Genomic DNA, 22316 nt, shown 5'->3' on the forward strand with positions numbered 1-22316 from the left:
TTAACCGTTGTTTTGCTTCTCTTTGATCTCTGCCAAAGTTTTGCAATCAATACATAACGTTGCAGTTGGACGCGCTTCTAAGCGACGTAAACCGATTTCGATACCGCAAGTTTCACAGAAACCATAGTCATCGTTTTTAATCGCTTCAATAGATTGTTCAATTTTACGAATCAATTTACGTTCACGGTCACGAGTACGCAATTCAATTGCAAACTCTTCTTCTTGAGTCGCACGGTCGTTGACATCTGGCAAGGCTGTATTTTCGTCTTGCATGGTGTTTAAAGTGCGGTCAACTTCTGACATTAACTCTTCTTTCCACGCCATGAGAATTTGACGGAAATGCTCGAGCTGTCCTTCAGACATGTATTCTTCATTTTTTTTAGGCTGATAAGGTGCAATACCAAATAAGCTAGCTGTAGAACCGCCCTCTAAAGCCTTTGGCTTTGCCTTACGCACGCGTTTTGTAGCTTTTTCTTCTACAAGATCTGTTTGTTCGTCCAAGACTTGATTTTGGTTGTCATTCGCCATGTAGGGCATTCCTCATCATATGCGCACGATTGGTACGCGAAAAATATGGTGATATGCAAGTGTTTTTATCCACTCCCAAAGAACAATATTCGATCTTCGGGGGACGTCATCATATAGACTTTTTTTGATTATGGATAGTCTTTGATGTTTGGATGTGTTATCGCATTTTTTCGTTGAAGGCATAAAGTAAAGCAAAAAAAATAAAATGGAAAGTTAATAACCTGAAATTTCAAAATTTATTTGTTGTGTGACATGCTCAACCCGATGCACTTGGGTGCTAAAACTGCCATCTGCATTCAAATGTAACACACGGTAACCCGGTGCCTCAGGCCCAAGCGCAAAGTGCTGGCTATGTGGTTTAAATTGCACGCAGGTCGAAGGCGTAGAGTAAAATTGAATCCCTTGCCATTCATTTAATGAGTCTTGATGCACATGCCCACACAGCACCAATTTGACATTGTTGTGGCGTGCCAATACATCAATTAAGGCTTCGGTATTTTTAAGTTTGTGCTGATCTATCCAGTGCGATTGCATATCAAAAGGATGGTGATGACAGGCAATAATCACCTGCTGCTGCGCATGTTGCTGTAAAAGCTGATCTAACTGCTGTAATTGTGCTGCGTCCATCCAGCCATCAATCCGACCTTTAACCGCAGTATTCAGTAAAATGACACTCCAATTGCCCAACTCAATTGCATGAACTTGATTGGACTGTAAATGGAATGGAAAAACCGCGGCATCATCATGATTGCCCGGAATCTGGAAATGCGGCGTATTCAAAGTCTGCATAAACTGCAAATAACGCTGATAGGTTTCAGCAACAGGGATTTGTGCTAAATCGCCTGTATGGAAAATAGCATCGAGCTGCGGATATTGCTGTTGAATATCGTGCATTACCGCGTGAAAGCTGCGTTCAGGATTCATGTGCACAAACTCTAAATCTTCCTGATTCATGAGGTGCGTATCTGAAATTTGTACAATTGTCCAGCGTTGCTGGTGATTGTTTGAGAATAAAGTCATGCCTGACCCCTTAGACATCCTTCACGGTTTTAATTTGTTGTTGTAACCATTGCAATGCCATGATGACAGGTGCGTTTTTTAGCCGACCATTGGTCAGCAAGTTTGGAATTTCCTGATAATCAAGAATGTGTAATTGAATATTCTCTCCTTCATCTGGCATACCAAACACGCCACCTTCCTGTGGTAACGTGGTGCTCGCACTATATAAGTGGAACAATTCTGCGCATGCACCCGCAGATGGATAAAAACTGAATAAATGTTGTAATTCTTTTAATTCACAGCCCGATTCTTCCAAAGCTTCACGACGAATGCAACTTTCAGGTGATTCATTGCCATCTAGCACGCCTGCAATCACTTCGAGTTGCCAAGGCGAGTCGCAATCATCAATTGCACCAATACGGAATTGTTCAATCAGGGCAAATTTTTGTTGTGGTGCATCATAAATGAGTACCCCAGCCGCTTCAGGGCGTTGAATGAGTTCACGCTGAAGGACTGGGGTATATGTAGTTTGATTAAACAAGCGATGGCTCAGGCTGACTTTTTCAACCTGAATAAAACCACGATACAGGTATTCACGTTGGTGAATCTGTGCATCGTGTTGTCCATAAGTTGCTTGTTGAATAATCTTCATAAATTCTCATCAGGATGAGCAAAGCATAATTTCATCCTAACTGAGATTTGATTGAATACAAACGCTTTTTAAACAAATTAGAGCTTATGGTATAATTTTTGACCATGTTCCTGATAAGCGGTTTTCATGGCTTTGAGACCTGATTCGACCTCTGCATCTACTTGCTCCGTTTTGTTCGCAGCATTTTGATTTTGTGCATAATCTCTCACGTTTTGCGTGATTTTCATCGAACAGAACTTTGGTCCGCACATTGAACAGAAGTGTGCAGATTTATGCGCTTCTTTTGGCATGGTTTCATCATGCATGCTGCGTGCGGTATCTGGGTCAAGGCTCAGGTTAAACTGATCTTCCCAGCGGAATTCAAAACGTGCTTTAGATAAGGCATTGTCACGTGCTTGCGCGCCCGGATGTCCTTTGGCAAGGTCAGCCGCATGTGCTGCAATTTTATAGGTGATGATGCCGTCTTTGACGTCTTTTTTGTTCGGTAAGCCTAAGTGCTCTTTAGGTGTCACATAGCACAACATTGCAGTACCGTACCAACCAATCATCGCTGCACCAATTGCAGAAGTAATATGGTCATAACCTGGTGCAATATCCGTGGTTAATGGGCCGAGTGTATAGAATGGTGCTTCTTTACAGACTTCAAGTTGCAAGTCCATATTTTCTTTGACCATGTGCATTGGTACGTGCCCCGGGCCTTCAATCATCACTTGCACATCATGTTCCCAAGCGCGGTGAGTCAATTCACCCAAAGTTCGCAGTTCGCTGAATTGTGCTTCATCGTTGGCATCTTGAATACAACCCGGACGTAAACCATCACCTAAGCTGAACGATACATCGTAAGCTTTCATGATTTCGCAGATTTCATCAAAGTGTGTGTAAAGGAAGTTTTCTTCATGATGCGCCAAACACCATTGCGCCATGATTGAACCGCCACGCGATACAATACCTGTTAAGCGATTGGCCGTGAGTGGTACATAACGCAATAACACGCCTGCGTGAATGGTGAAGTAATCCACACCTTGTTCAGCCTGTTCAATCAGCGTGTCTTTAAAGATTTCCCAAGTGAGGTCTTCGGCAATGCCGTTTACTTTTTCTAGTGCCTGATAAATAGGTACAGTACCAATTGGCACAGGCGAGTTGCGGATAATCCATTCACGGGTTTCATGGATGTTTTTACCTGTCGATAAATCCATGATGGTATCTGCGCCCCAACGGGTCGCCCAAGTCATTTTCGCGACTTCTTCATCAATACTTGAACCCAGTGCCGAGTTACCAATATTGGCATTGATTTTGACCAAGAAGTTGCGACCAATAATCATTGGCTCACATTCTGGGTGGTTAATGTTGGCAGGAATAATTGCACGACCTTCAGCCACTTCCTGACGTACAAATTCAGGCGTGATTTCAGTTAGATTTTTAGCTCCAAAGTTTTGCCCCGAATGCTGACGCATATCGACACCTTCGCGTTGGCGTTGGTTTTCACGAATGGCGATATATTCCATTTCAGGGGTGATGATGCCTTGTTTGGCATAGTGCATTTGGGTGACGTTTTTACCCGCTTTGGCACGACGCGGCTTTTGAATATGGGCAAAACGAATCTCTGCAGTACGAATATCGCGTAAACGCTCTTGACCAAAGGCTGAGCTGAGGGTTTCTAGTTTTTCGGTGTCTTGGCGCTCTTCAATCCAGCTGTCGCGGATGTTCGGCAAGCCTTTGTTCAGATTAATTTCAACATTTGGATCGGTATATACACCTGAAGTGTCATACACCATGAGCGGTGGATTGTGCTCACCGCCTAAACCTGTTGGAGTGTCGGTCAGTTCAATTTCACGCATTGGCACCTGAATGTCTGGGCGTGAGCCTTGAATATAGACTTTTTTCGATGCAGGCAAAATGCGGGTTAAATCTTTGGCATCTTGCTCGTGTTGAGCAGAAATGTCAGCAGGGGATAGATTCGTTAATTGGTTCATTGCAATGATCCTGAAGAATGAAATCAACGAATCAAGCACGACCAAAAACATTGCAATTGAGTTGTTGAGACTTTAATAGTTCAACATTAACCGTGTGGCTGGGTTTTTAGGTGGCTTGATTCCTACGCAGGTTTTAACCTGATCAGGTTCAACGGTACTTGGGTTTACAGCTTGGTTTGCAGATTTTAGGCTACAAACTCAGCATGGACACAATCTCAGCGAGGAATTACTCGCGCTCCGTCAAGCTGTATAAATAGTAGCACGTTGTTGGTATAAAAGCAGGCTTCGCGCGGCTTTTATTCTTTGATGCCTAATGACAAGTATTTGAGCTTTAAGCGACTTTGGATAATTAGCGAGTAATACAAACGGCATCACTAAAACAATCGCGTTTTGCATGGATGGAGATGTTCTTTAAATTTAAATATTGATGCAACTGTGCATGTACTAAAGCATCATCGCCATATTCACGCTGTTCACGTGCAGTGGGCTGTGCTGCAATTTCAGTGAGTCGTTGTTCACTGCTCATGTGTAAAAAGGCAAGGAATTTACGCGCTTGCTGTGCTAAGGGAGATTTTTGCAACTTTGCCAGTTTTTTAATTTCAAATAATACGGCAGGTTGGATACTGTATTCATCGACATAATCCTGAGAAACAGGACTGTTGACTGTGCCTTTAAACAGCAGCAAGGCATACACTTCGGCTAGATAACGTGCATCCCGTATAAAGTGACTTTTAGGATAACGCTGCACGTAATCTTCCCAAAATAAGGCGCGTTCTGCCAAATCGGCAGCATCAAGGGTGAGTCCACCATCACGCAAGCTGTGCTGCATATTGTCATTGGCCATTCTTTCAATAAAAATCTGCTCGGCATCGGGCATGTAAGGCGCAAAAATAATGGCTAAGTATTGTGGGCTACGACGATAAACCAACTGTGCTTCACCTGCATCGTATAGCTCTAAATAGGCTTGTCCCTTATGTTTCAATAAATATTGATCACGCAAGGCAAAGTTTTCAAAATGACTTTGCTGAATGGTTGGATGCTGCGCCATATCAAAAGCATGTTGATCAAAAGCGGCTTGTTCTGCAGCGCTGCGTTCTACATGCAAAAAGCGTTGATACATTTGGGTCGAAAGATTGAGTAAATTTAATTGCTCATTTAAAGGTAGCAACGGTAGGCAAACTTTTAAATCCTGATTAATTTGTTCTAGCGCAAACGTGGTGCGGGTATTGTCAATTTGCTGCATATTGTGCTGAATGTTTTCACACATTTGGGTCAAATCTACAGGTTCGCTGGCACTGGCCTGTACCTTTGGTGGTTCAGCTACGGGAGGCGTATCTGAATTTTGGCAGGCGAGCAAACACAGACAACTGCCAAGCAGTAGGGCAAGTTTACTGGTGCGAAGAAATTTAACCATTACAGCAATTCAACATGAGTATTCATTCATCATCTAGTGCCTTCATTTAGGCACTATGGATTCCAAAAATTCAAAATGAGTCATTCATACCAAAATTCTAAATTTAAAATATCCGCTGTGAGACACACGGTTTTAGAAGCTTGGGTCGAAGGACAAAGGGAGAGCTTGCATTGTAAAGTCAAAGCCGCGGAGTAAATTGTAGTATTCTGCTAGAGTTTGGTTACATGCCTGTGAGTAAGTGCCACTTTATGCAGTGATTGTTAGCACGTGTATGGCTTTGCTTAAGTATTGCAATGAATTGAAATAATATGAAAAATTATCAAAATTAATGAAAGTCATACGAAAAAAATGCAAATTCGCTTTAGTATGGGCAGTGTAAAATACATTGCAGTAGGATTGGCGAAATTACAGAGTGGGTTGATCGAAAAATAATGAAAAAAATGATGTTAGTGACATGCTTATGTTGGATGAGTTCAAGTGCTTTTGCTTTGGATTTAATGCAAGCCTATCAGCGTGCTCAAAATAGCGATCCGACTTGGCGCGCACAGCAATTACAATATCAGGCCGATCAATTAAATTTAGGGCTTGCGCAAGGCAATTTACTGCCAACTGTGACTCTGTCGGGCAATATCACCCGTAAAAGTCAGGAAATGAGTCGAGTCAATATTGCCAGTTCCTCGCCAGAGCTTTTAAGCAGTTCATCTTCAACTTCACGTCAAGTCGCGTTAACAGCACGTCAGCCTTTATTTCGTTGGGATGCTTGGCAAGCCCTGAAACAAGTCAAAACCTCGTTAAGCCTGAGTGAAGTCACCTTACGTTTACAACAACAGCAACATATTTTGAATGTATCAGAAGCGTATTTTAATGTGCTGAGACAGCAGTCTTTAACAACAGCATATTTACAAGAAGAAAAAGCTTTGTTGGAACAGCTCAATATGATGAATGCCAAACTGCGTGAAGGTTTGGTGGCTAAAAGTGAAGTCAGTGAAGCCAATGCGCAATATCAAAATGCACGAGCGAACAGGATTGGAACACATGTGCAGTTGGTTTTGGCACAAGAGCAGTTGGCACAATTGATTGGGCCATATCAAGAAAGTTTGGCAGTTTTGCGAGATGACTTTCAATTTCAAAAACCTGTGCCTGAAAGTTTAGAGGCATGGTCGCAATTGGCACAAACTCAAAATTTGGCTATTCAACAGGCACATTTGCAGCGACAATATGCCGAAGATGCACGTCGGGTTGAACAAGCAGCACGTTATCCGCAGGTAGAAGCTGTGGGCAGTTATGGTTATGCCAAACAAAGCCCTGAAAGTATCATGTCGCCCGATGGTCAGTTCGACCAGGTCGGGATTGAAATGAACTGGAATGTGTTTAGCGGTGGGCGGGTCAATAAAAATGTGCAAAAAGCAGTGGTTTTGGTACAAAAATCTGAAGCCGAGCTAGATGCAGCAATCCGTAAAGCCAATACCGATGTGAAACAGGCATATTTACAAGTCGAAACTGATCAAGCCAAATTGCAGGCGCGACAGGCTGCAATGAATTCAGCAGATTTAGTGGCACGAGCATCCAAAGCGCAATATCAGGAAGGTTTAAAAACCATGGTGGATGTACTGTTGGCACAGCGTAACGCCTTTTCTGCCAAGCAGGATTATCTCAATGCACAGTATGACTATTTGAAGCATGTGTTACAGTTGAAAGCAGCCGTTGGGCAATTGACTGAACAAGATGTGCAGGAAATGAATGCTTGGTTGATTCGGAAAGCCATATAGGGTCTGTTGACATTTCATAAATAGCTTGCGCTGTAGGCTAAAACTGAGCAGATCAGGCATGAAACGCAGGGAATAGCGAGACTATTGCCAAGTTTCATAACGCAATCTGAGAAAGTTTTAGCCACATGAGCAAGAACAAAGCGTTGCTTTGTTTGCTGCGCAAGGGGGCGAGCATATTTTTGCTACTATTGCTTTATGAGTCAGTCATTTAGAATGACTAAATTTCCTGTCCCATGCCTTATATCAGCTAAAAAATATGCGTTGCCGCAAACATAGACGAAATGTCAACAGACCCAAGTCATTTTGTCATCTGAATGGCTTATGCTGTTTAAAGACAGAAACGATCAGACTTGAGAGTTTGGTGAGAAAATGTCATAAAAACGTCATCATTGCTGTGCTTTAATATTCAATCATTGCGTCAGTCTATCCTTTTGTTGTGGAGTGTATTCCTTGAGTACGAATAATCCTGTGTTAAGTCACCATATTTCTTCTCAGTTCAATGAAGATTTGCAGGATGTAAATACCAAATTTATGGCCATGGGTGGTTTGGTAGAGCAGCAGGTTGCCAACTCGATTCACGCACTCTTGGATACCGATGCAGCCTTGGCGGTAGAAGTTCAGTTCCAAGACAACGTTGTCAATCGCATGGAAACCGAAATTGATGAAGCCTTAACGTTGATTTTGGCGCGTCGTCATCCAGCCGCAATTGATTTGCGTATGGTGATTGCCATGTCTAAAGCCAATACTGACTTAGAGCGTATTGGTGATGAAGCTGCAAAAATTGCCCGTATTGCCCAAAACTTATGTGAAGAAGGTAGTTCGCCACGCGGCTATATGGAAACACGTCATATTGGTAACCAAGTGCGTGTCATGATTCACGATGCACTGGATGCTTTTGCACGTTTAGATGTCGATCAAGCACTGCGTGTTTTACTTGCCGATGCCGATATTGACCGTGAATATCAATCTGCAACACGTACTCTAATGACGTATATGATTGAAGATCCGCGTCATATTTCACGTGTGATTAATGTGATGTGGGTGTTACGTTCATTAGAGCGTATTGGTGACCACGCACGAAATATTTCAGAACAAGTGATTTATATGGTCAAAGGTTTTGACGTACGTCATACCAGCGTCAAAGAAATTGAAGAAAAAGTACAGGAACGCTAAGTTCAGCTTTTTTGAATATTCAGCCTCATCTAATGATGGGGCTTTTTTTATGGCTTGAAACAGCCGAAATTTTGGATAAAAAAAATCTCAGACTTTGGGGGAAATCTGAGATTGAAATCGGGGATATTTATTATAGTGAGAGATAATTGCTTATCTCCTTGAAAATAAGTATAGGAAAATCACACTCAAGAATCATGTGGTTTATTGTAGTGGAATGTAGCGTTTTATATACAAATGTATTTTTAAATTACATTATTTTTAGTGTGATTATTTTTAAAACTATTGTCTTTAAAATCAATAATTAATATATTTTTGAGTGCTTTACTGTGACTATAAAATATACGCTTCAATCGAGAAATAAAAATAGGAAATTAGCTTAATTTTTTGAATCTATTTTCATTTATTTAAAACATTGTTGCGGCAACTCATAATCACAAATGGCATAAAAAAGAGCCTTCATAAAGACTCTTTTAATTGTAAAATAAACAAGGTTTGAATTTTCCAAAATGAAAAAACAGTACTTGGATTAGTTTTGAGGTTTTAAGCCTTCTGCGACTTCCAAACTGGCATCATTGTTGAGAAACTTCTCACGTTGTTCTTCCAAAAACTTTTTCGCTTCAGGTTCAAACACATTTAAACGCTTTTCATTAATGAGCGTAGTTTGGTGTTTGAGCCATTCCTGCCAAGCCTGTTTAGATACCGTTTCAAGTAATTCTTGACCTTTGGCACCCGGAAAAGGAGCGAAATCCATCGCTTCCATGTCGGTTTGATATTTACGACAAAATACTTGTTTAGACATCTCTCACTTCCTGATTATGCATAAAGTTGAGCAAGACGTGTTTGAGCACGTTCAATTGCCGCTGCAACTTGTGCAGGCGCTGTACCGCCAATATGATCACGTGCATTTACAGAGGCTTCAAGGGTCAGTGCTTTTTCAAATACATCAGCTTGAATTAAATCTGAGAATTGCTGTAATTGTTCTAGGCTAAGTTCAGACAAGTCTTTGCCTTCTTGTACGCCCAATGCTACGGCTTTACCTACAATTTCATGTGCATCGCGGAATGCCACGCCATTTTTTACTAAGTAATCTGCAAGGTCAGTTGCCGTAGAGAAACCACGTAATGCAGCTTCACGCATTTCTGCAATGTTTGGTACTAAAGCAGGAATCATATCGGCAAATGCCATGAGCGAGCCGCGCACGGTATCAATGGCATCAAACAAAGGTTCTTTGTCTTCTTGGTTGTCTTTGTTGTAGGCAAGCGGTTGACCTTTCATCAGGGTCAACAGACTCATTAAATCGCCATAAACACGACCTGTTTTACCGCGCACCAATTCTGGTACGTCTGGGTTTTTCTTCTGCGGCATAATGGATGAGCCAGTGCAGAAACGGTCTGGAATATTCACAAATTTGAACTGTGCCGATGTCCATAAAATCAGTTCTTCAGACATACGCGACAAGTGCATCATAATTAAAGATGCGGCAGCGTTAAACTCAATCCCGAAATCACGGTCTGATACAGCATCTAACGAGTTTTCAGATACAGCTTCAAAGCCCAACAATTCTGCGGTAAAAGCACGGTCAATTGGGTAAGTGGTACCTGCCAAAGCAGCAGAACCCAAAGGCATACGATTAACACGTTTGCGGCAGTCAATTAAACGCTCAGAGTCACGTACCAACATTTCGAACCATGCCATAAGATGATGACCAAAAGTCACAGGCTGTGCGGTTTGCAAATGGGTAAAACCAGGCATAATGGTGTGGGTGTTTTTGGCTGCCAAGCTCAAAATGCCGTGTTGTAATTTTTTTAATAATTCTAAAATAGCATCAATTTCGTCACGGACATATAAACGAATATCGGTTGCCACCTGGTCGTTACGGCTACGACCTGTATGTAATTTTTTACCTGTAATGCCAATACGTTGAGTAAGGCGTGATTCGATGTTCATGTGGACATCTTCAAGGTCAATACGCCATTCAAATTGACCTGCTTCAATTTCAGCCTGAATGGTATTTAAACCTTGAATAATATCGTCACGCTCTTCAGTCGTAAGTACGCCTACTTTGGCAAGCATCGTTGCATGCGCAATTGAGCCAGCAATATCTTGTTTATAAAAGCGTTGGTCAAATTGAACAGATGCTGTAAATTCAGCAACAAAAGCATCAGTCGCTTCAGAGAAACGACCGCCCCACATACCCGAAGTTTGGGCTTGTGACGGATTTGAGGAATTAGAAGATGTGGTCATATCGGCTCAATAAAGTAAAAAGCGGTGATTTGGACAAGAGTATAACAAATTCAGATTCACTTGCCGAAGAACAAGCCAATCAAACTTATGCTGATACGCAGGCAGAACAACATGAGCTGTATTTTTTTACGAAAATAGGACGTTGGCAATATCTAATTGAATTATTTATTGGCAGTAATGCCTTGGCAATGGTTTTGGCACTGGCTGAAGCACAAGGTTGGCACGGCTTAAGTTTTGCTCGGGTGCTGCAATACGTACTCTATATCAATTGGGTGGTGTTGTGTTTTGCGGCCTTGGTGGGGTTTTTTCAGGCGCGTTTTTTACGCATGGGCTTGAGTTTATCTTTTTTGGTCAGTTTTTTGCTGCTGCAAGGCATCGTGTTGCTGACCACACTCAGTTTAAATACCTTGTTGCATTTTGGGCAAAACTTTCATCTACAGCAATTTGGTATAGATGATCTGTTACATGGCGTTGGACTGCATTTGAGTTATGGCGTGTTATTGGGCGCATTTTGCTTTCGTTATATTTATGTACGTGAACAGGCGATTCAGCAACGGCATAGTGAATTACAAGCGCGGGTACATGCCATGCAGGCGCGTATTCACCCACATTTTTTATTCAACAGCCTCAATAATGTGATTAGTCTCATTGCCATAGATCCCGATAAAGCCGAGCAAATGTTGCTCAATTTGTCGCGTTTATTTCGTGCCAGTTTGCAAGAATTAAAACTGGTAAGCCTGAAAGATGAGATTGAACTTTGCCAGCGATATTTAGAGATTGAACAAATTCGTTTGGGTGATCGGTTGGCGGTAGAATGGAAAATTGAACAACCGCAACTGCTCAGTCAGGTACAAATTCCGTTATTAACTTTACAACCCTTGCTAGAAAATAGTATTTTTCATGGAGTTGAAAAAGTTTTAGCAAAGAGTACGATAAGTATATTGATCGAAATATTGCAAAACCAAGTCAATATTGTCATTACAAATCCGTATGTCAGCGATAAAATAAATTTAAGATCTGGACATGGGATTGCACTGCAAAACGTGGAACAGCGCTTAAAAGCGTATTATGGGCGCAGTGTTACTTTCAAAAATTATGCGGGGAATGGTATGTACACCACGGTGCTGCAATACCGTTATAAATAAAATAAGCTGTGATTGCTCTGATTTTTCTAGACTTGATAAAAATAAAGTTATTGACTTAAAAAGGAGGAAAAATGGACATCCTAATTTGTGATGATGAGCCTCTAGCTAGAGAGCGATTATCACGTTTGGTCACTCAACTGGGGCATCATGTGGTGGCAACGGCAGCTCATGGGCAACAGGCGATTGAACTGGCGGATGAACATCAGCCGGATGTCATATTATTAGATATTCAAATGCCGGGAATGGATGGTCTAAGTTGTGCTCAACATTTGCGTGAGCTTGACCCTATGCCAGCCATTGTGTTTTGTACCGCTTATGATGAACACGCACTTGATGCGTTTAAATCCAATGCGGAAGGCTATTTGTTAAAACCGATAATGCAACAGGAATTGCAACAGGTTTTAGATCATTTAACAAAACTCACGCAAGCGCAGATGAGTCATTTAAAACAAAAAGAAAATATGGACGAATTAAAAATAAAACGTCACCAAATCGCGGCGAAAACCTATCGCGGTGTAGAATTGGTGCCAATAGAAAATATCTACTATTTTTTAGCTGATCAGAAATATGTCACTGTGCGTCATAAAAATGGCAGTGTCCTGATTGATGAAACGCTGAAAGATTTAGAAACCGAGTTTGGTGATCAGTTTATTCGGATTCACCGAAATGCCTTGGTCTCGATTCAGTTTTTGGAGGGGCTAGAAGTGGTCAATTCAGGACAGTATCAGGTACGTTGCCGTGAGCTAGATGAGCGTTTGGCTGTTAGCCGACGACATTTGCCTTTATTGCGAGAACGCATCCAAAAACTCTAATTTGTCAGCATCATCGCAGATGAATACGCAACAGATTGATAAATCGGTAAAGAAATAGACTTGCATTTTTAGGGGATCAGGTTAAGTTTAGATGAACTTATTTATCTTGCTTAGCCACTATGATGAAAACCCTGAAAATTGCAACTCGACAAAGCCCGCTTGCGTTATGGCAGGCTGAACACATTCGTGCCCGCTTAGAGGCGATGCATGCCGATTTAACTGTTGAGTTGGTGACCTTTGTCACGCAGGGCGATAAAATTTTAGATACCCCATTGGCAAAAATTGGGGGGAAGGGCTTATTTGTCAAAGAATTAGAAGCCGCCTTAATGGATGGTCGTGCCGATTTAGCCGTACACTCTATGAAAGATGTACCCATGGCATTGCCTGAAGGTTTGAGCTTGGCGGTCATTTGTGAGCGTGAAGACCCGCTTGATGCCTTTGTATCGAATCACTATGCCAGTTTTGCAGATTTACCACAGGGCGCTAAAGTTGGAACTTCAAGCTTGCGCCGTAAATGCCAAATTTTGAAAGCGCGCCCAGATATAGAAATTATAGATTTACGTGGCAATGTGGGTACGCGCTTGTCTAAGCTAGATGATGGTCAGTATGACGCGATTATTTTAGCCAGTGCAGGATTAAAGCGTTTGGGCTTGGCAGAGCGTATTCGTCATACCATTCAGCCTGATGTGAGCTTACCTGCCGTTGGGCAAGGGGCTTTGGGTCTGGAATGTCGTAGCCAAGATCAGGCGGTGTTGGATTTAATTTTGCCGTTAATGCATGCCGAAACCAATGTCTGTGTACGTGCCGAACGTGCTTTTAATGCCTACTTGGAAGGCGGTTGTCAGGTGCCAATTGCAGGCTACGCAACTTTGCAGAATGGTCAGTTGCAGATTGAAGGTCGTGTTGGTAGTGTCGATGGGCAAACCATTCTTAAAGCTGTGCAATATGGCGCACCTGAACAGGCTGAAATGCTAGGTGAAGAATTGGCAAAAGCTTTATTGGCACAGGGTGCGGGCGAATTACTCAAAGCCCTGTATCAATAATTCATATTGCACCAGAAGCCCATGCTCTTCATTAATACCCGACCTCAAGATCGTGCAGAGGCCTTAACTCAGGCTTTGCAACAACAGCATATTGAGGTCATTGATTTGCCCTTGTTGCAGCTTTCTGCACAGCCGTGGTCGGAGCAACTGGCTAATTTATATGCCCAGTTGCCTCACACGCATATTATTGTGGTGGTTAGTCCGACTGCTGTCGATATTGGGATGCAATATTTAGCCCGAAGCCAAATATCATTGCAGGATTTGCAGCATATACGTTGGGTGGCTGTGGGCGAAAAAACTGCAGAAGTTTTAAGTGGATATGGTCTTTACAGTGAAGTCCCACAGGTTGAAACTTCCGAAGGGATGCTGAGTTTGCCGTGTTTGCAAAATTTGAAAGTCGGCACACACATTGCCTTTTGGCGTGGTGTGGGCGGTCGGCAATTTATGATGCAAACACTACTTGATCAGGGGATGCAGATCCATAATTTTGTGTTGTATCGACGGGAGTGTCCTGCCAGTTCTATTGAAAAAATGCAGGCAGTACGCGCGCGTTTAATACAATCTTCAGAATTTATCATGATGATTAGCAGTGAAGCCAGTTGGTTAAACTGGCTGAGCTTGATTCAGCAGGATTTCGATCTACTGAACAAAGGTTATTATTGGGTATTGGGTGATCGTTTAGAGAAAATTTTGCTCGATTATCAAACGCAGCATCATACAAAATATAACGTATTCAAGTTGACCCATTTAAAAACAGAATTAATATTGCAGCAAATGATGCGCATGCAAGGAAAACTATGAAAAAACTGGTTGTGATAGTGGTGTTGATCGCTTTGGTCTGGATCGTCAAATTAAGTTTTGATGTGATGCAAATTTCAGCGCAACAACAGCAACTCAGTCAAAGTTTGCATCTTGCAGAAAAAACCAATGCCAATTTAAATGATCAGTTGGTGGCTTTGCAGCGCCGTAATTATACCCAAGATGCGCCAGAACAGTCCGCAGTATCCAGCGCTGTGCAGCAAGAAGATGCGATTCAACCAGTAGATATGGTGGCGCAGCAATTGGACTTGGTGGAATTTTCCTTACAACAACAACAGTTTCACTATGCGACTGAAAAGCTAGCTCATTTAGACCGTGAGTTAAACGAATATGCTTTAGCTCCTGCTTTGAAACAAAGTTTGCACCAAGTTGTTCAGCAAGATCAGAAACAAATTCAACAATTTATAACAACACGTGATGCGCAATATCAACAAGTAAGTCAGTTATTGCAGCAATTAGATCAACAATTAAAACAGCAAGCTCAACAACCTGAGCTGAACCCTGCCGATGTCGATGATCGTTATTTTTGGCAAAAATGGCTGAGTATTGAATCTGCCAAGCAACCTGCGACACAGTTGATGCAGCGCCAGATTATTTTAAAAGAAGCACAATTGCGTCTATTGCTGGCTCGACAAATCTTTATACAAGGTCAATATGTGCAATATCAACAAGAAGTGAATGACATTATTCAGTTATTACAACAATTGCCTGATCAGAAAGCACAGCAACTGGTTCAGCAATTAGAAAAAATTAAAAATTTAAATATCGTTCCAACGCCAAGTTTAAAAACACGTGCTTTATTGGGGGCGGTATAAATGAAACAGATTTTACTCGCCTATGTGGTGGTCAGTATTGTACTGGTCGCTTTGCTGAGCGTACTGAGTTATGGGCATGGTTCAGGCTATGTTTATGTGTATTGGCGCGAATGGCAATTGCAAACCAATATTTGGTTGTTGTTGTTCTTTTTCTTGTCGATTAGTGTTTCGCTACAAATTTTATGGTTGTTGTTAAAGCGCTATTTTAGCCGTGAACAGCGTAAGGTTGAAACAGTATTTAACTTTAAAAATCTGCATCCATATGAGCAATTGGCGGTCATTTGGTTGCTAGATGCTGCAGAAGATCAACACCAGTTTATTCGACAGGTGTTTGCCCAGTCAGGTTTGCTCAAAGGAGTGATGGAAGCACGTATGCACTCCATCCAACAGCAATATCCGCAAGCGTTGGCTGCCTTAAATCAAAGCAGTGCCATGGCGTTTGAGTTGGCAGAAATACAGCGTATTGAAATTTATTTAGCGCAGCAACAACCTGAACAAGCTTTGACGCATTTAGAGTTTTTGAATCAGCACGAATTATCGCCGTGGTTATTTAAAGTCAAAACGGCTTATCAAAAGCGTCTAATTGCCTTGTGGGGCGAATTTGCCACGCAATATCCTTGGCATTATTTACGTTCGACCAAATACGGGCATTTAGATGCAGACACCAAGCAAAAGTGGCTGACTGAGTTATTAACCCAATTTGAGCAGGCTGATGCAGAAAATTTACAGGCTTTGCAGCAGCGTTATAGTGATTTAAGTGAGCAGATTTTCAGTCAGTCTTATGCCATTCAGGTGTTGTGGTTGAAGTTATTGTCGCGTCTGCCTGATTTGGCCGCACAACATGAACGTCTTGCGGTACAGATGTTGAGTGAACAGTTTAATCAGGAAGTGTTTTATTTATGGTTCCAACAGCAGTTGTTAAAACAACAACCTGATTATGCCAAAATTGAAAAGCAAATAAATCTGTGGGAACAGAAATACCCTGCATTACCTGTATTTAGTTTTGCCAAATGGCATATTTTTACAGCAACAGCGCGTTATTCAGAAGCCGAGCAATTACTGGATTTATATCCTGAACACGTATTAATGAGTTATTTAAGAGTTAAATCTAATTTAAAAGATCAGCCTGAATTATTAAAACAGTTAAATTTAATCTTTGAAAATAATTCTAATTTTGTCGAAATTAAAATTTAAGGGTGAGTTGTGTTAACACTAGCAGATTATCCAATTGTTTTTGAGCAGCGTGTTGCATGGGGAGATATGGATGCTTTTGGGCATGTCAATAATGTGATCTATTACCGTTATATTGAAAGTGCGCGTTTATATTATTTAGACCATTTAAAAATTTTACAGCAAGATGTTTTGACTGTGATTGCCTCAAATCAGTGCAAATATATACGTCCTGTGGTTTATCCTGATATTTTAAAAATTGGCGTTCGGGTAGAAGAATTGCGTAATAGTGCCATGCGTATGCATTATTTAATCCACAGTGAAGCACAGCAAATGGTGGTGGCAGAGGCAGATGCGGTGATTGTATGTGTAGATCGCGTCAATATGCAAAAAACCTTAATCCCTGAAAATGTACGCGCGGGTATTCATAAAATAGAAAAAACCGTACAGCATATTCTTGATTAAATCTTAATAATCAGTTCATAATATGTCCGACTGTTATTTATATGTAGAGTAGTAGATTTTTTATTGACGCTTCAGTTTGATAAAAATAGAATGAATCTGCTTAATTTAATAACTGAATATAAAAAGCATAGTTTTTGGAGTAAGTATGATGCCTGATATTAGCAATTTGTCTGTAGAACAGTTAAAGCGTTTACAAGCTGAAGCGGAAGCATTAATTGCCACGAAAAAAGATCAAGCAATTGAAGATGCCTATAATCAAATTTTAGCGATTGCAGACAATTTGGGTTTAAGCATTGAGCAGATTTTGGAAGTTGGCGAAAGCAAGCGTAAGAAAAGCCCACGTAAAACTGTAGCGCCACGTTATCGTAGCAAAATCAATTCTACAGATACTTGGACTGGTCGTGGTAAAAAACCACGCTGGTTAGTCGCTGAATTAGAAAAAGGCGCAAAACTTGAAGATTTTCTAATCTAAGCTTCATCAATTTGTCATTGATTTGACTTAGAGTTCAAAAACCAAGCAATACGGCTTGGTTTTTTTATCTGTATCAATTGGCGACGCCGAAAAAGTGTGCATAATGTGTGAGTGTTATAAAAAGTCATTCATAGAAAAATTAGTAAGGTTGGTCGTGGTGGCATGATAAAGAAACCCAAATACATCACGTGGTGGATTTTCGCCCTCATTGCATTTTTGTTTTTTGTGTTATTACAAATTCCAGCAGCGTGGTTAATTTCAAAATTTTATAAAAATAATCAGACCTTACATAATGTGAGTGGCAATATCTGGAAGGGGCAAGCCGATTGGCATAAGGGACAGTTACGTGGTTCTTTAAGTTGGAATACACGTCCTTTAGATTTAGTTTTATTGCGTGTCGCTGCCGATGTTGAAGTGCATAGTGGCAATACTAAACTCGAAGGCATTGTTGGCTATCGTTTTGGTAGCGTCTTGGTGCAATCTTTAGATGGGCAAGTTGCGCCAGAAACCTTAAAAAGTATTGTGGATTGGCAGTGGCCAAGTAATGCGATTCAACTCAAAGACATTCATTTGAATTTTAAAAAACAGCAAGGCTTCACCAAAGCCAAAGGACAACTGCAGTGGGCGGGTGGTGAATTGCTGTATCGTTTTGCTCAGCGCCAAGACCGTATGAATATCCCCGCGTTAAAAGGCAGTTTGTCCGATGAAAATGGCAAACTGTTATTTGATATTCGCGATCAACGTGAACAAAAAATGCTGAATATTGCGCTTGATCAAAGCTTGATGCTAGATGTGCAACTCACGCAACGCTTATTGATGAATATCGCCTCTTATGAAGGCAAAGCGGGCTTAGATACCTATGTGATCAGCACTCGCCAACCTCTATTAAAAGGAGGTTTCTAATGCGTACACTCTCTGAACGATTAGGGAATTTGCACTGGAAGCAGTTTGATCGTGCTGCGCCAGTATTTTTAGCTTTTTTGATTTTGTATCTGTGTTGGAAACTGGCGAGTTTATTTTGGTGGGTTGTTGCGCCGCCCCAAGTCATGCAAATTGATCGGGTGGAGTTGGGTTCACAGCAACCACAAATCCCGAATATTACCTCCTTTGCATTGTTTCAAGAACTTGGGCGCAGCAACACTGCCGATGATCAATTAAATATGACTTTGCAAGGTGTAGTGGTTGGGCAGCCGAGTCAGTTTTCTTCTGCGGTCATTAAAGTGAATGAGGTGGCAGAGCGTTACCGTGTGGGTGATGTGATTGATTTGAGTCAGTACCAATTGGCAGAAGTCTACTGGGATCGGGTGATTTTACGTCATAGCAGTGGCGCGACGCGTGAAGTATTGTTTAAAGGTATTGAAAATGGTTTAAATCAACCTATCGCACCTTTAATTCCAAGTGGTAATCAAGCTCCTGTAACTGCACCTACGCAGTCCGCACAACCGAATAATGCCATTGGACAGGCAGTGCAGCGCATACAGGAAGATCGCGAACAATACTTAAAAGAGATGGGTGTTGAAGCAAATACGGGCAATGGTTATGAAGTCACTACACGTACGCCTGCCGCTTTAAGAAATAAACTGGGTTTACAGCCAGGTGACCGTATTTTGTCTTTAAATGGTCAAAACGTTGGGCAAGGGCAAAGCGATGCACAATTGCTTGAACAGGCACGTCGTGAAGGTCAAGTGAGATTAGAAATAAAACGTGGTGATCAAGTGATGACCATACAACAAAATTTTTAAATGGATCGGCATCGTAACCACATGCAGAGACATATTTAGGGTTAGGAAACACAGTAGATTATGGCTTTATTGAATCATGAGCGTCCATTTTGGGCATTACTGGCTGCTGCACCGCTTGTTGCAATGGTGAGTACTGCAAGTCATGCGCAAACCTGGAAAATTAATTTACGTGATGCGGACTTAACTGCATTTATTAATGAAGTGGCCGATATTACGGGCAAGAACTTTGCAGTCGATCCGCGTGTGCGTGGCAATGTCACGGTGATTTCCAACAAAGCCCTGAATAAAAATGAAGTCTATGACCTGTTTTTAGGCGTATTGAATGTGAATGGTGTGGTGGCAATACCATCAGGCAATACCATTCGCCTTGTACCTGACAGCAATGTAAAAAGCTCAGGCATTCCCTATGATGGTCGTCAAAATGCGCGTGGTGACCAAATTGTAACGCGAGTGATTTGGCTAGAAAATACCAATGCCAATGACCTGATTCCTGCTTTACGTCCGCTCATGCCTCAGTTTGCGCATTTGTCTGCGGTCGGGGGCACCAATGCTCTAATCGTGTCTGATCGTGCCAGTAACATTTATCAGTTAGAAAGCATTATTCGTAACCTAGATGGTACGGGGCAAAATGACATTGAAGCGATTAGCCTGCAATCCAGTCAAGCCGAAGAAGTCATTGGCTTGCTTGAGTCGATGAGTTCGACAGGGGCAGCGAAAGATGTTAAAGGTTCGCGTGTGCGTATTGTGGCGGACAACCGTACCAATCGTATTATCATCAAAGGCGATACCGCAACACGTAAACGCATTCGTCAAATGATTGAAATGATGGATGTGCCTGCGGCAGATCGTTTGGGTGGTTTGAAGGTTTTTCGCTTGAAATATGCCAGTGCACAGAATTTAGCAGAAATATTGCAAGGTCTGGTTTCAGGACAGGCGGTGAGCAGCAGCTCTAATGCAAATAGCAACAGTAACAACAACAGTGCTAGTAATTTAAGCAGCACCAATAACAACACAGGTAATTCATCGACTATTTCCACCCCAAGTATTAATTTGGGTGGCAGCTCGAATAGCAACAATCAAAACAACATCACCAGTTTTAATGGTAATGGTGTCAGTATTATTGCCGATGGCTCGCAAAATGCTTTGGTGGTCAAAGCCGATCCGCAGTTGATGCGTGAAATTGAATCGGCCATTCAGCAACTAGATACCCGTCGTCAACAAGTGTTGATTGAAGCTGCGATTATAGAAGTGGAAGGTACCGATGCCGACCAATTGGGTGTGCAGTGGGCATTGGGCGATTTAAGCAGCGGTATCGGTCTAATTAATTTTGACAATATTGGTGCAAGTTTAAAAAATGTTGCTGCAGGCTATTTAACTGGTGGTGCAGCAGGCGCAGGCAGTGCGATTGGTGCAGGTACGTCATTGGTGTTGGGTGATTATCGTGAAGGTCGTGATGGTTCACGCAAGCTATATGGTGCGATGATTCAGGCCTTGAAGGAAAAAACCAAATCCAATTTATTGTCTACGCCATCTATTGTGACCATGGACAATGAAGAAGCCTATATTGTGGTTGGTGAAAACGTTCCTTTTGTAACAGGTTCATTATCTACCAATGGTGGTGTGGCAAATCCGTATACCACTATTGAACGTAAAGATGTCGGGGTTACTTTAAAAGTCGTGCCACATATTGGTGAAGGCGGAACACTACGCTTGGAAGTTGAACAAGAAGTGTCAGATGTCAAAGCCAATAAAGGTCAGGCGCAGGATTTAGTCACCAGCAAACGCGCAATTAAAACTTCTATTTTGGCCGAGCACGGACAAACCATTGTCTTAGGTGGCTTAATTTCTGATAACTCGGTTTATAGTCGTCAGGCTGTGCCAGGTTTGGGTGCTATTCCAGGGTTGGGGCGTTTATTCCGTTCCGATGGTCAATCTAATCAAAAACGTAATTTATTGATTTTTATTCACCCAACCATTGTGGGAGATAGTCAGGATATTCGCCGTATTTCGCAGCAGCGTTATAGCCAATTGTATAGCCTTCAGTTGGCAATGGATGCCGATGGTAGCTTTGCTAAACTGCCTGAGAATGTTAGCGATGTTTATCAGCAGCGTTTGCCTGTATCTCGAGTTGCGCCGCAAACAGGAACTTATCAAACCTTACCATCAGCAGTGTCTGCAAACCGCACAGCAACGGTGGTGAGCACCCCTGTTGCGATTGAGCCTGCGGTACAGCGCCAAAACGTAGTTTTGCCGCAGCAGGAAGTCAGCAAAACTAAAAATACAGTCACTACGACCACAATTCGCGCTACACCTTAATCGTATCCTGCGCAGATTGTGGTTAAGGGCATGTTATGATGTCGCCAAATCACACGAGAGAAGTTATTTATGACTTGGAAAATACAAGCAATTAGCGGTGAATTTACTGGCCAAGAAATTAGTATCGACCGTGATATGTTGGTGGGGCGTCATCAAAGTGCAGATTTGGTGCTGCAATCGGCAGAAATTTCACGTAAACATGCGGCTTTTTTACTTAAAGAACAAGCGCTGTATGTGCAAGATTTAAATTCTTCCAACGGCACTTTTGTAAATGATTTACGCATTGCCGATGAAACCTTACTTAAAGAAGGTGATATCGTCCAATTTGCTAGCTTAAAGTTTTCGGTACTTGCGCCTGCGGTTGAGTTAGAGCATGCGGTTGATGTTGCTGAAACTGCAGAAAAAGTCACAGCGCAAACAGAAAAAACACCTGCACAGCAAATGAATGAGCAGGGAATGCCTGAATTGAATCAACGTGACAGTTCTGTTCAATTAAACCGAGATGGTATGCCGCAAGGCGTGGCAGTGCCGAAACCAGCACCTATTCCAGAAGGTGTGGATATTCATGCAGCTCAAGCAGAGCCAAAACCTGTGCCTGTCGAGCAGCCTGTTTCTCGTGTGGAACAAGAGAAAGAACAGCAAAAAAATGCTTCTGTTGGCTTGATTTCACTGATTGTCTTGGTGATTTTGGCAGTTTTGGCTTGGCTATTGTTTAAATAAGCAGCCTTTGCTTTACAATCAAGGCATGCGATCGCATGCCTTTGT

21 protein-coding genes and 1 riboswitch are annotated in these 22316 nt (G+C 41.9%); of the genes, 14 read left to right on the forward strand and 7 right to left on the reverse strand.

The genetic code is table 11. The features are described 5' to 3' along the window. From dksA to FTV28_RS05415, 5 genes are all read right to left on the reverse strand, one after another. Complete coding sequence (dksA, locus tag FTV28_RS05395; protein WP_004975725.1) at window positions 1-528, reverse strand: RNA polymerase-binding protein DksA; 528 nt, start codon at window positions 526-528, stop codon at window positions 1-3. 213 nt (window positions 529-741) lie between these two features. Next, a complete protein-coding gene (gene cpdA, locus FTV28_RS05400; RefSeq protein ID WP_004975727.1) occupies window positions 742-1548 on the reverse strand; it encodes a 3',5'-cyclic-AMP phosphodiesterase in 807 nt (268 codons plus the stop codon). A gap of 10 nt (window positions 1549-1558) precedes the next feature. Beyond that, window positions 1559-2179, reverse strand: a complete 621-nt coding sequence (locus FTV28_RS05405) for an NUDIX domain-containing protein (RefSeq protein ID WP_004975729.1) — start codon at window positions 2177-2179, stop codon at window positions 1559-1561. Window positions 2180-2256: 77 nt separating this feature from the next. Then, window positions 2257-4152, reverse strand: coding sequence for a phosphomethylpyrimidine synthase ThiC (thiC, locus tag FTV28_RS05410; protein ID WP_179989657.1), 1896 nt, complete (start codon window positions 4150-4152; stop codon window positions 2257-2259). A 102-nt stretch (window positions 4153-4254) separates the two neighbouring features. Further along, window positions 4255-4402, reverse strand: a riboswitch (TPP riboswitch). Between the two features lie 99 nt (window positions 4403-4501). After that, window positions 4502-5566 carry a hypothetical protein gene (locus FTV28_RS05415; protein WP_131260985.1) on the reverse strand — a complete coding sequence of 355 codons (1065 nt, stop codon included), beginning with the start codon at window positions 5564-5566 and terminating at the stop codon, window positions 4502-4504. A gap of 431 nt (window positions 5567-5997) precedes the next feature. On the opposite strand from FTV28_RS05415, the gene FTV28_RS05420 reads away from it, so the two are divergent. Continuing rightward, the gene (locus FTV28_RS05420) at window positions 5998-7335 is read left to right on the forward strand and encodes a TolC family outer membrane protein (RefSeq protein ID WP_179989659.1); all 1338 of its coding nucleotides are present in this window, start codon (window positions 5998-6000) and stop codon (window positions 7333-7335) included. Window positions 7336-7785: 450 nt separating this feature from the next. Beyond that, on the forward strand, window positions 7786-8508 hold the full coding sequence (phoU, locus tag FTV28_RS05425) for a phosphate signaling complex protein PhoU (protein ID WP_179989661.1): 723 nt from the start codon (window positions 7786-7788) through the stop codon (window positions 8506-8508). A 526-nt stretch (window positions 8509-9034) separates the two neighbouring features. Here phoU and FTV28_RS05430 read toward each other — a convergent pair. Together FTV28_RS05430 and argH are read right to left on the reverse strand one after the other, a co-directional pair. Then, the gene (locus FTV28_RS05430; protein ID WP_004975738.1) at window positions 9035-9307 is read right to left on the reverse strand and encodes an oxidative damage protection protein; all 273 of its coding nucleotides are present in this window, start codon (window positions 9305-9307) and stop codon (window positions 9035-9037) included. A 14-nt stretch (window positions 9308-9321) separates the two neighbouring features. Then, complete coding sequence (gene argH, locus FTV28_RS05435) at window positions 9322-10752, reverse strand: argininosuccinate lyase (protein ID WP_171458207.1); 1431 nt, start codon at window positions 10750-10752, stop codon at window positions 9322-9324. Between argH and FTV28_RS05440 the strand changes: the two genes are divergently transcribed. The 12 genes from FTV28_RS05440 (at window position 10743) to FTV28_RS05495 (ending at window position 22271) form a co-directional block, all read left to right on the forward strand. Next, a complete protein-coding gene (locus FTV28_RS05440) occupies window positions 10743-11897 on the forward strand; it encodes a sensor histidine kinase (RefSeq protein ID WP_179989663.1) in 1155 nt (384 codons plus the stop codon). The genes argH and FTV28_RS05440 overlap by 10 nt on opposite strands. A 71-nt stretch (window positions 11898-11968) precedes the next feature. Next, complete coding sequence (locus FTV28_RS05445; RefSeq protein ID WP_104852924.1) at window positions 11969-12709, forward strand: LytTR family DNA-binding domain-containing protein; 741 nt, start codon at window positions 11969-11971, stop codon at window positions 12707-12709. A gap of 122 nt (window positions 12710-12831) precedes the next feature. After that, window positions 12832-13752, forward strand: coding sequence for a hydroxymethylbilane synthase (gene hemC, locus FTV28_RS05450; protein ID WP_179989750.1), 921 nt, complete (start codon window positions 12832-12834; stop codon window positions 13750-13752). Window positions 13753-13773: 21 nt separating this feature from the next. Further along, window positions 13774-14553: a uroporphyrinogen-III synthase gene (locus tag FTV28_RS05455; RefSeq protein WP_179989665.1), complete on the forward strand. Its 780-nt coding sequence runs from the start codon at window positions 13774-13776 to the stop codon at window positions 14551-14553. Further along, a complete protein-coding gene (locus FTV28_RS05460) occupies window positions 14550-15386 on the forward strand; it encodes a hypothetical protein (RefSeq protein ID WP_004975747.1) in 837 nt (278 codons plus the stop codon). Before FTV28_RS05455 ends, FTV28_RS05460 begins: the two co-directional genes overlap by 4 nt. Beyond that, complete coding sequence (locus FTV28_RS05465) at window positions 15387-16580, forward strand: heme biosynthesis protein HemY (protein WP_178865958.1); 1194 nt, start codon at window positions 15387-15389, stop codon at window positions 16578-16580. A gap of 9 nt (window positions 16581-16589) precedes the next feature. Beyond that, window positions 16590-17021 (forward strand): thioesterase family protein, encoded by a 432-nt coding sequence (locus FTV28_RS05470; protein ID WP_096901909.1) that lies wholly within the window; start codon window positions 16590-16592, stop codon window positions 17019-17021. A gap of 145 nt (window positions 17022-17166) precedes the next feature. Next, window positions 17167-17493 carry an H-NS family nucleoid-associated regulatory protein gene (locus FTV28_RS05475; RefSeq protein WP_004975751.1) on the forward strand — a complete coding sequence of 109 codons (327 nt, stop codon included), beginning with the start codon at window positions 17167-17169 and terminating at the stop codon, window positions 17491-17493. Between the two features lie 162 nt (window positions 17494-17655). Then, window positions 17656-18396, forward strand: a complete 741-nt coding sequence (gene gspN, locus FTV28_RS05480) for a type II secretion system protein N (RefSeq protein WP_096901906.1) — start codon at window positions 17656-17658, stop codon at window positions 18394-18396. Further along, window positions 18396-19235 (forward strand): type II secretion system protein N, encoded by an 840-nt coding sequence (locus tag FTV28_RS05485; protein ID WP_167845711.1) that lies wholly within the window; start codon window positions 18396-18398, stop codon window positions 19233-19235. The genes gspN and FTV28_RS05485 overlap by 1 nt, the downstream gene beginning before the upstream one ends. Window positions 19236-19295: 60 nt before the next feature. Further along, window positions 19296-21551, forward strand: a complete 2256-nt coding sequence (gspD, locus tag FTV28_RS05490) for a type II secretion system secretin GspD (protein WP_104852930.1) — start codon at window positions 19296-19298, stop codon at window positions 21549-21551. Window positions 21552-21620: 69 nt separating this feature from the next. Further along, window positions 21621-22271 carry an FHA domain-containing protein gene (locus FTV28_RS05495; protein WP_179989667.1) on the forward strand — a complete coding sequence of 217 codons (651 nt, stop codon included), beginning with the start codon at window positions 21621-21623 and terminating at the stop codon, window positions 22269-22271. The last annotated feature ends 45 nt before the right edge of the window (window positions 22272-22316 follow it).

This window comes from Acinetobacter sp. YH12252, from assembly GCF_013417365.1.
GTDB classification, from domain to species: domain Bacteria; phylum Pseudomonadota; class Gammaproteobacteria; order Pseudomonadales; family Moraxellaceae; genus Acinetobacter; species Acinetobacter towneri.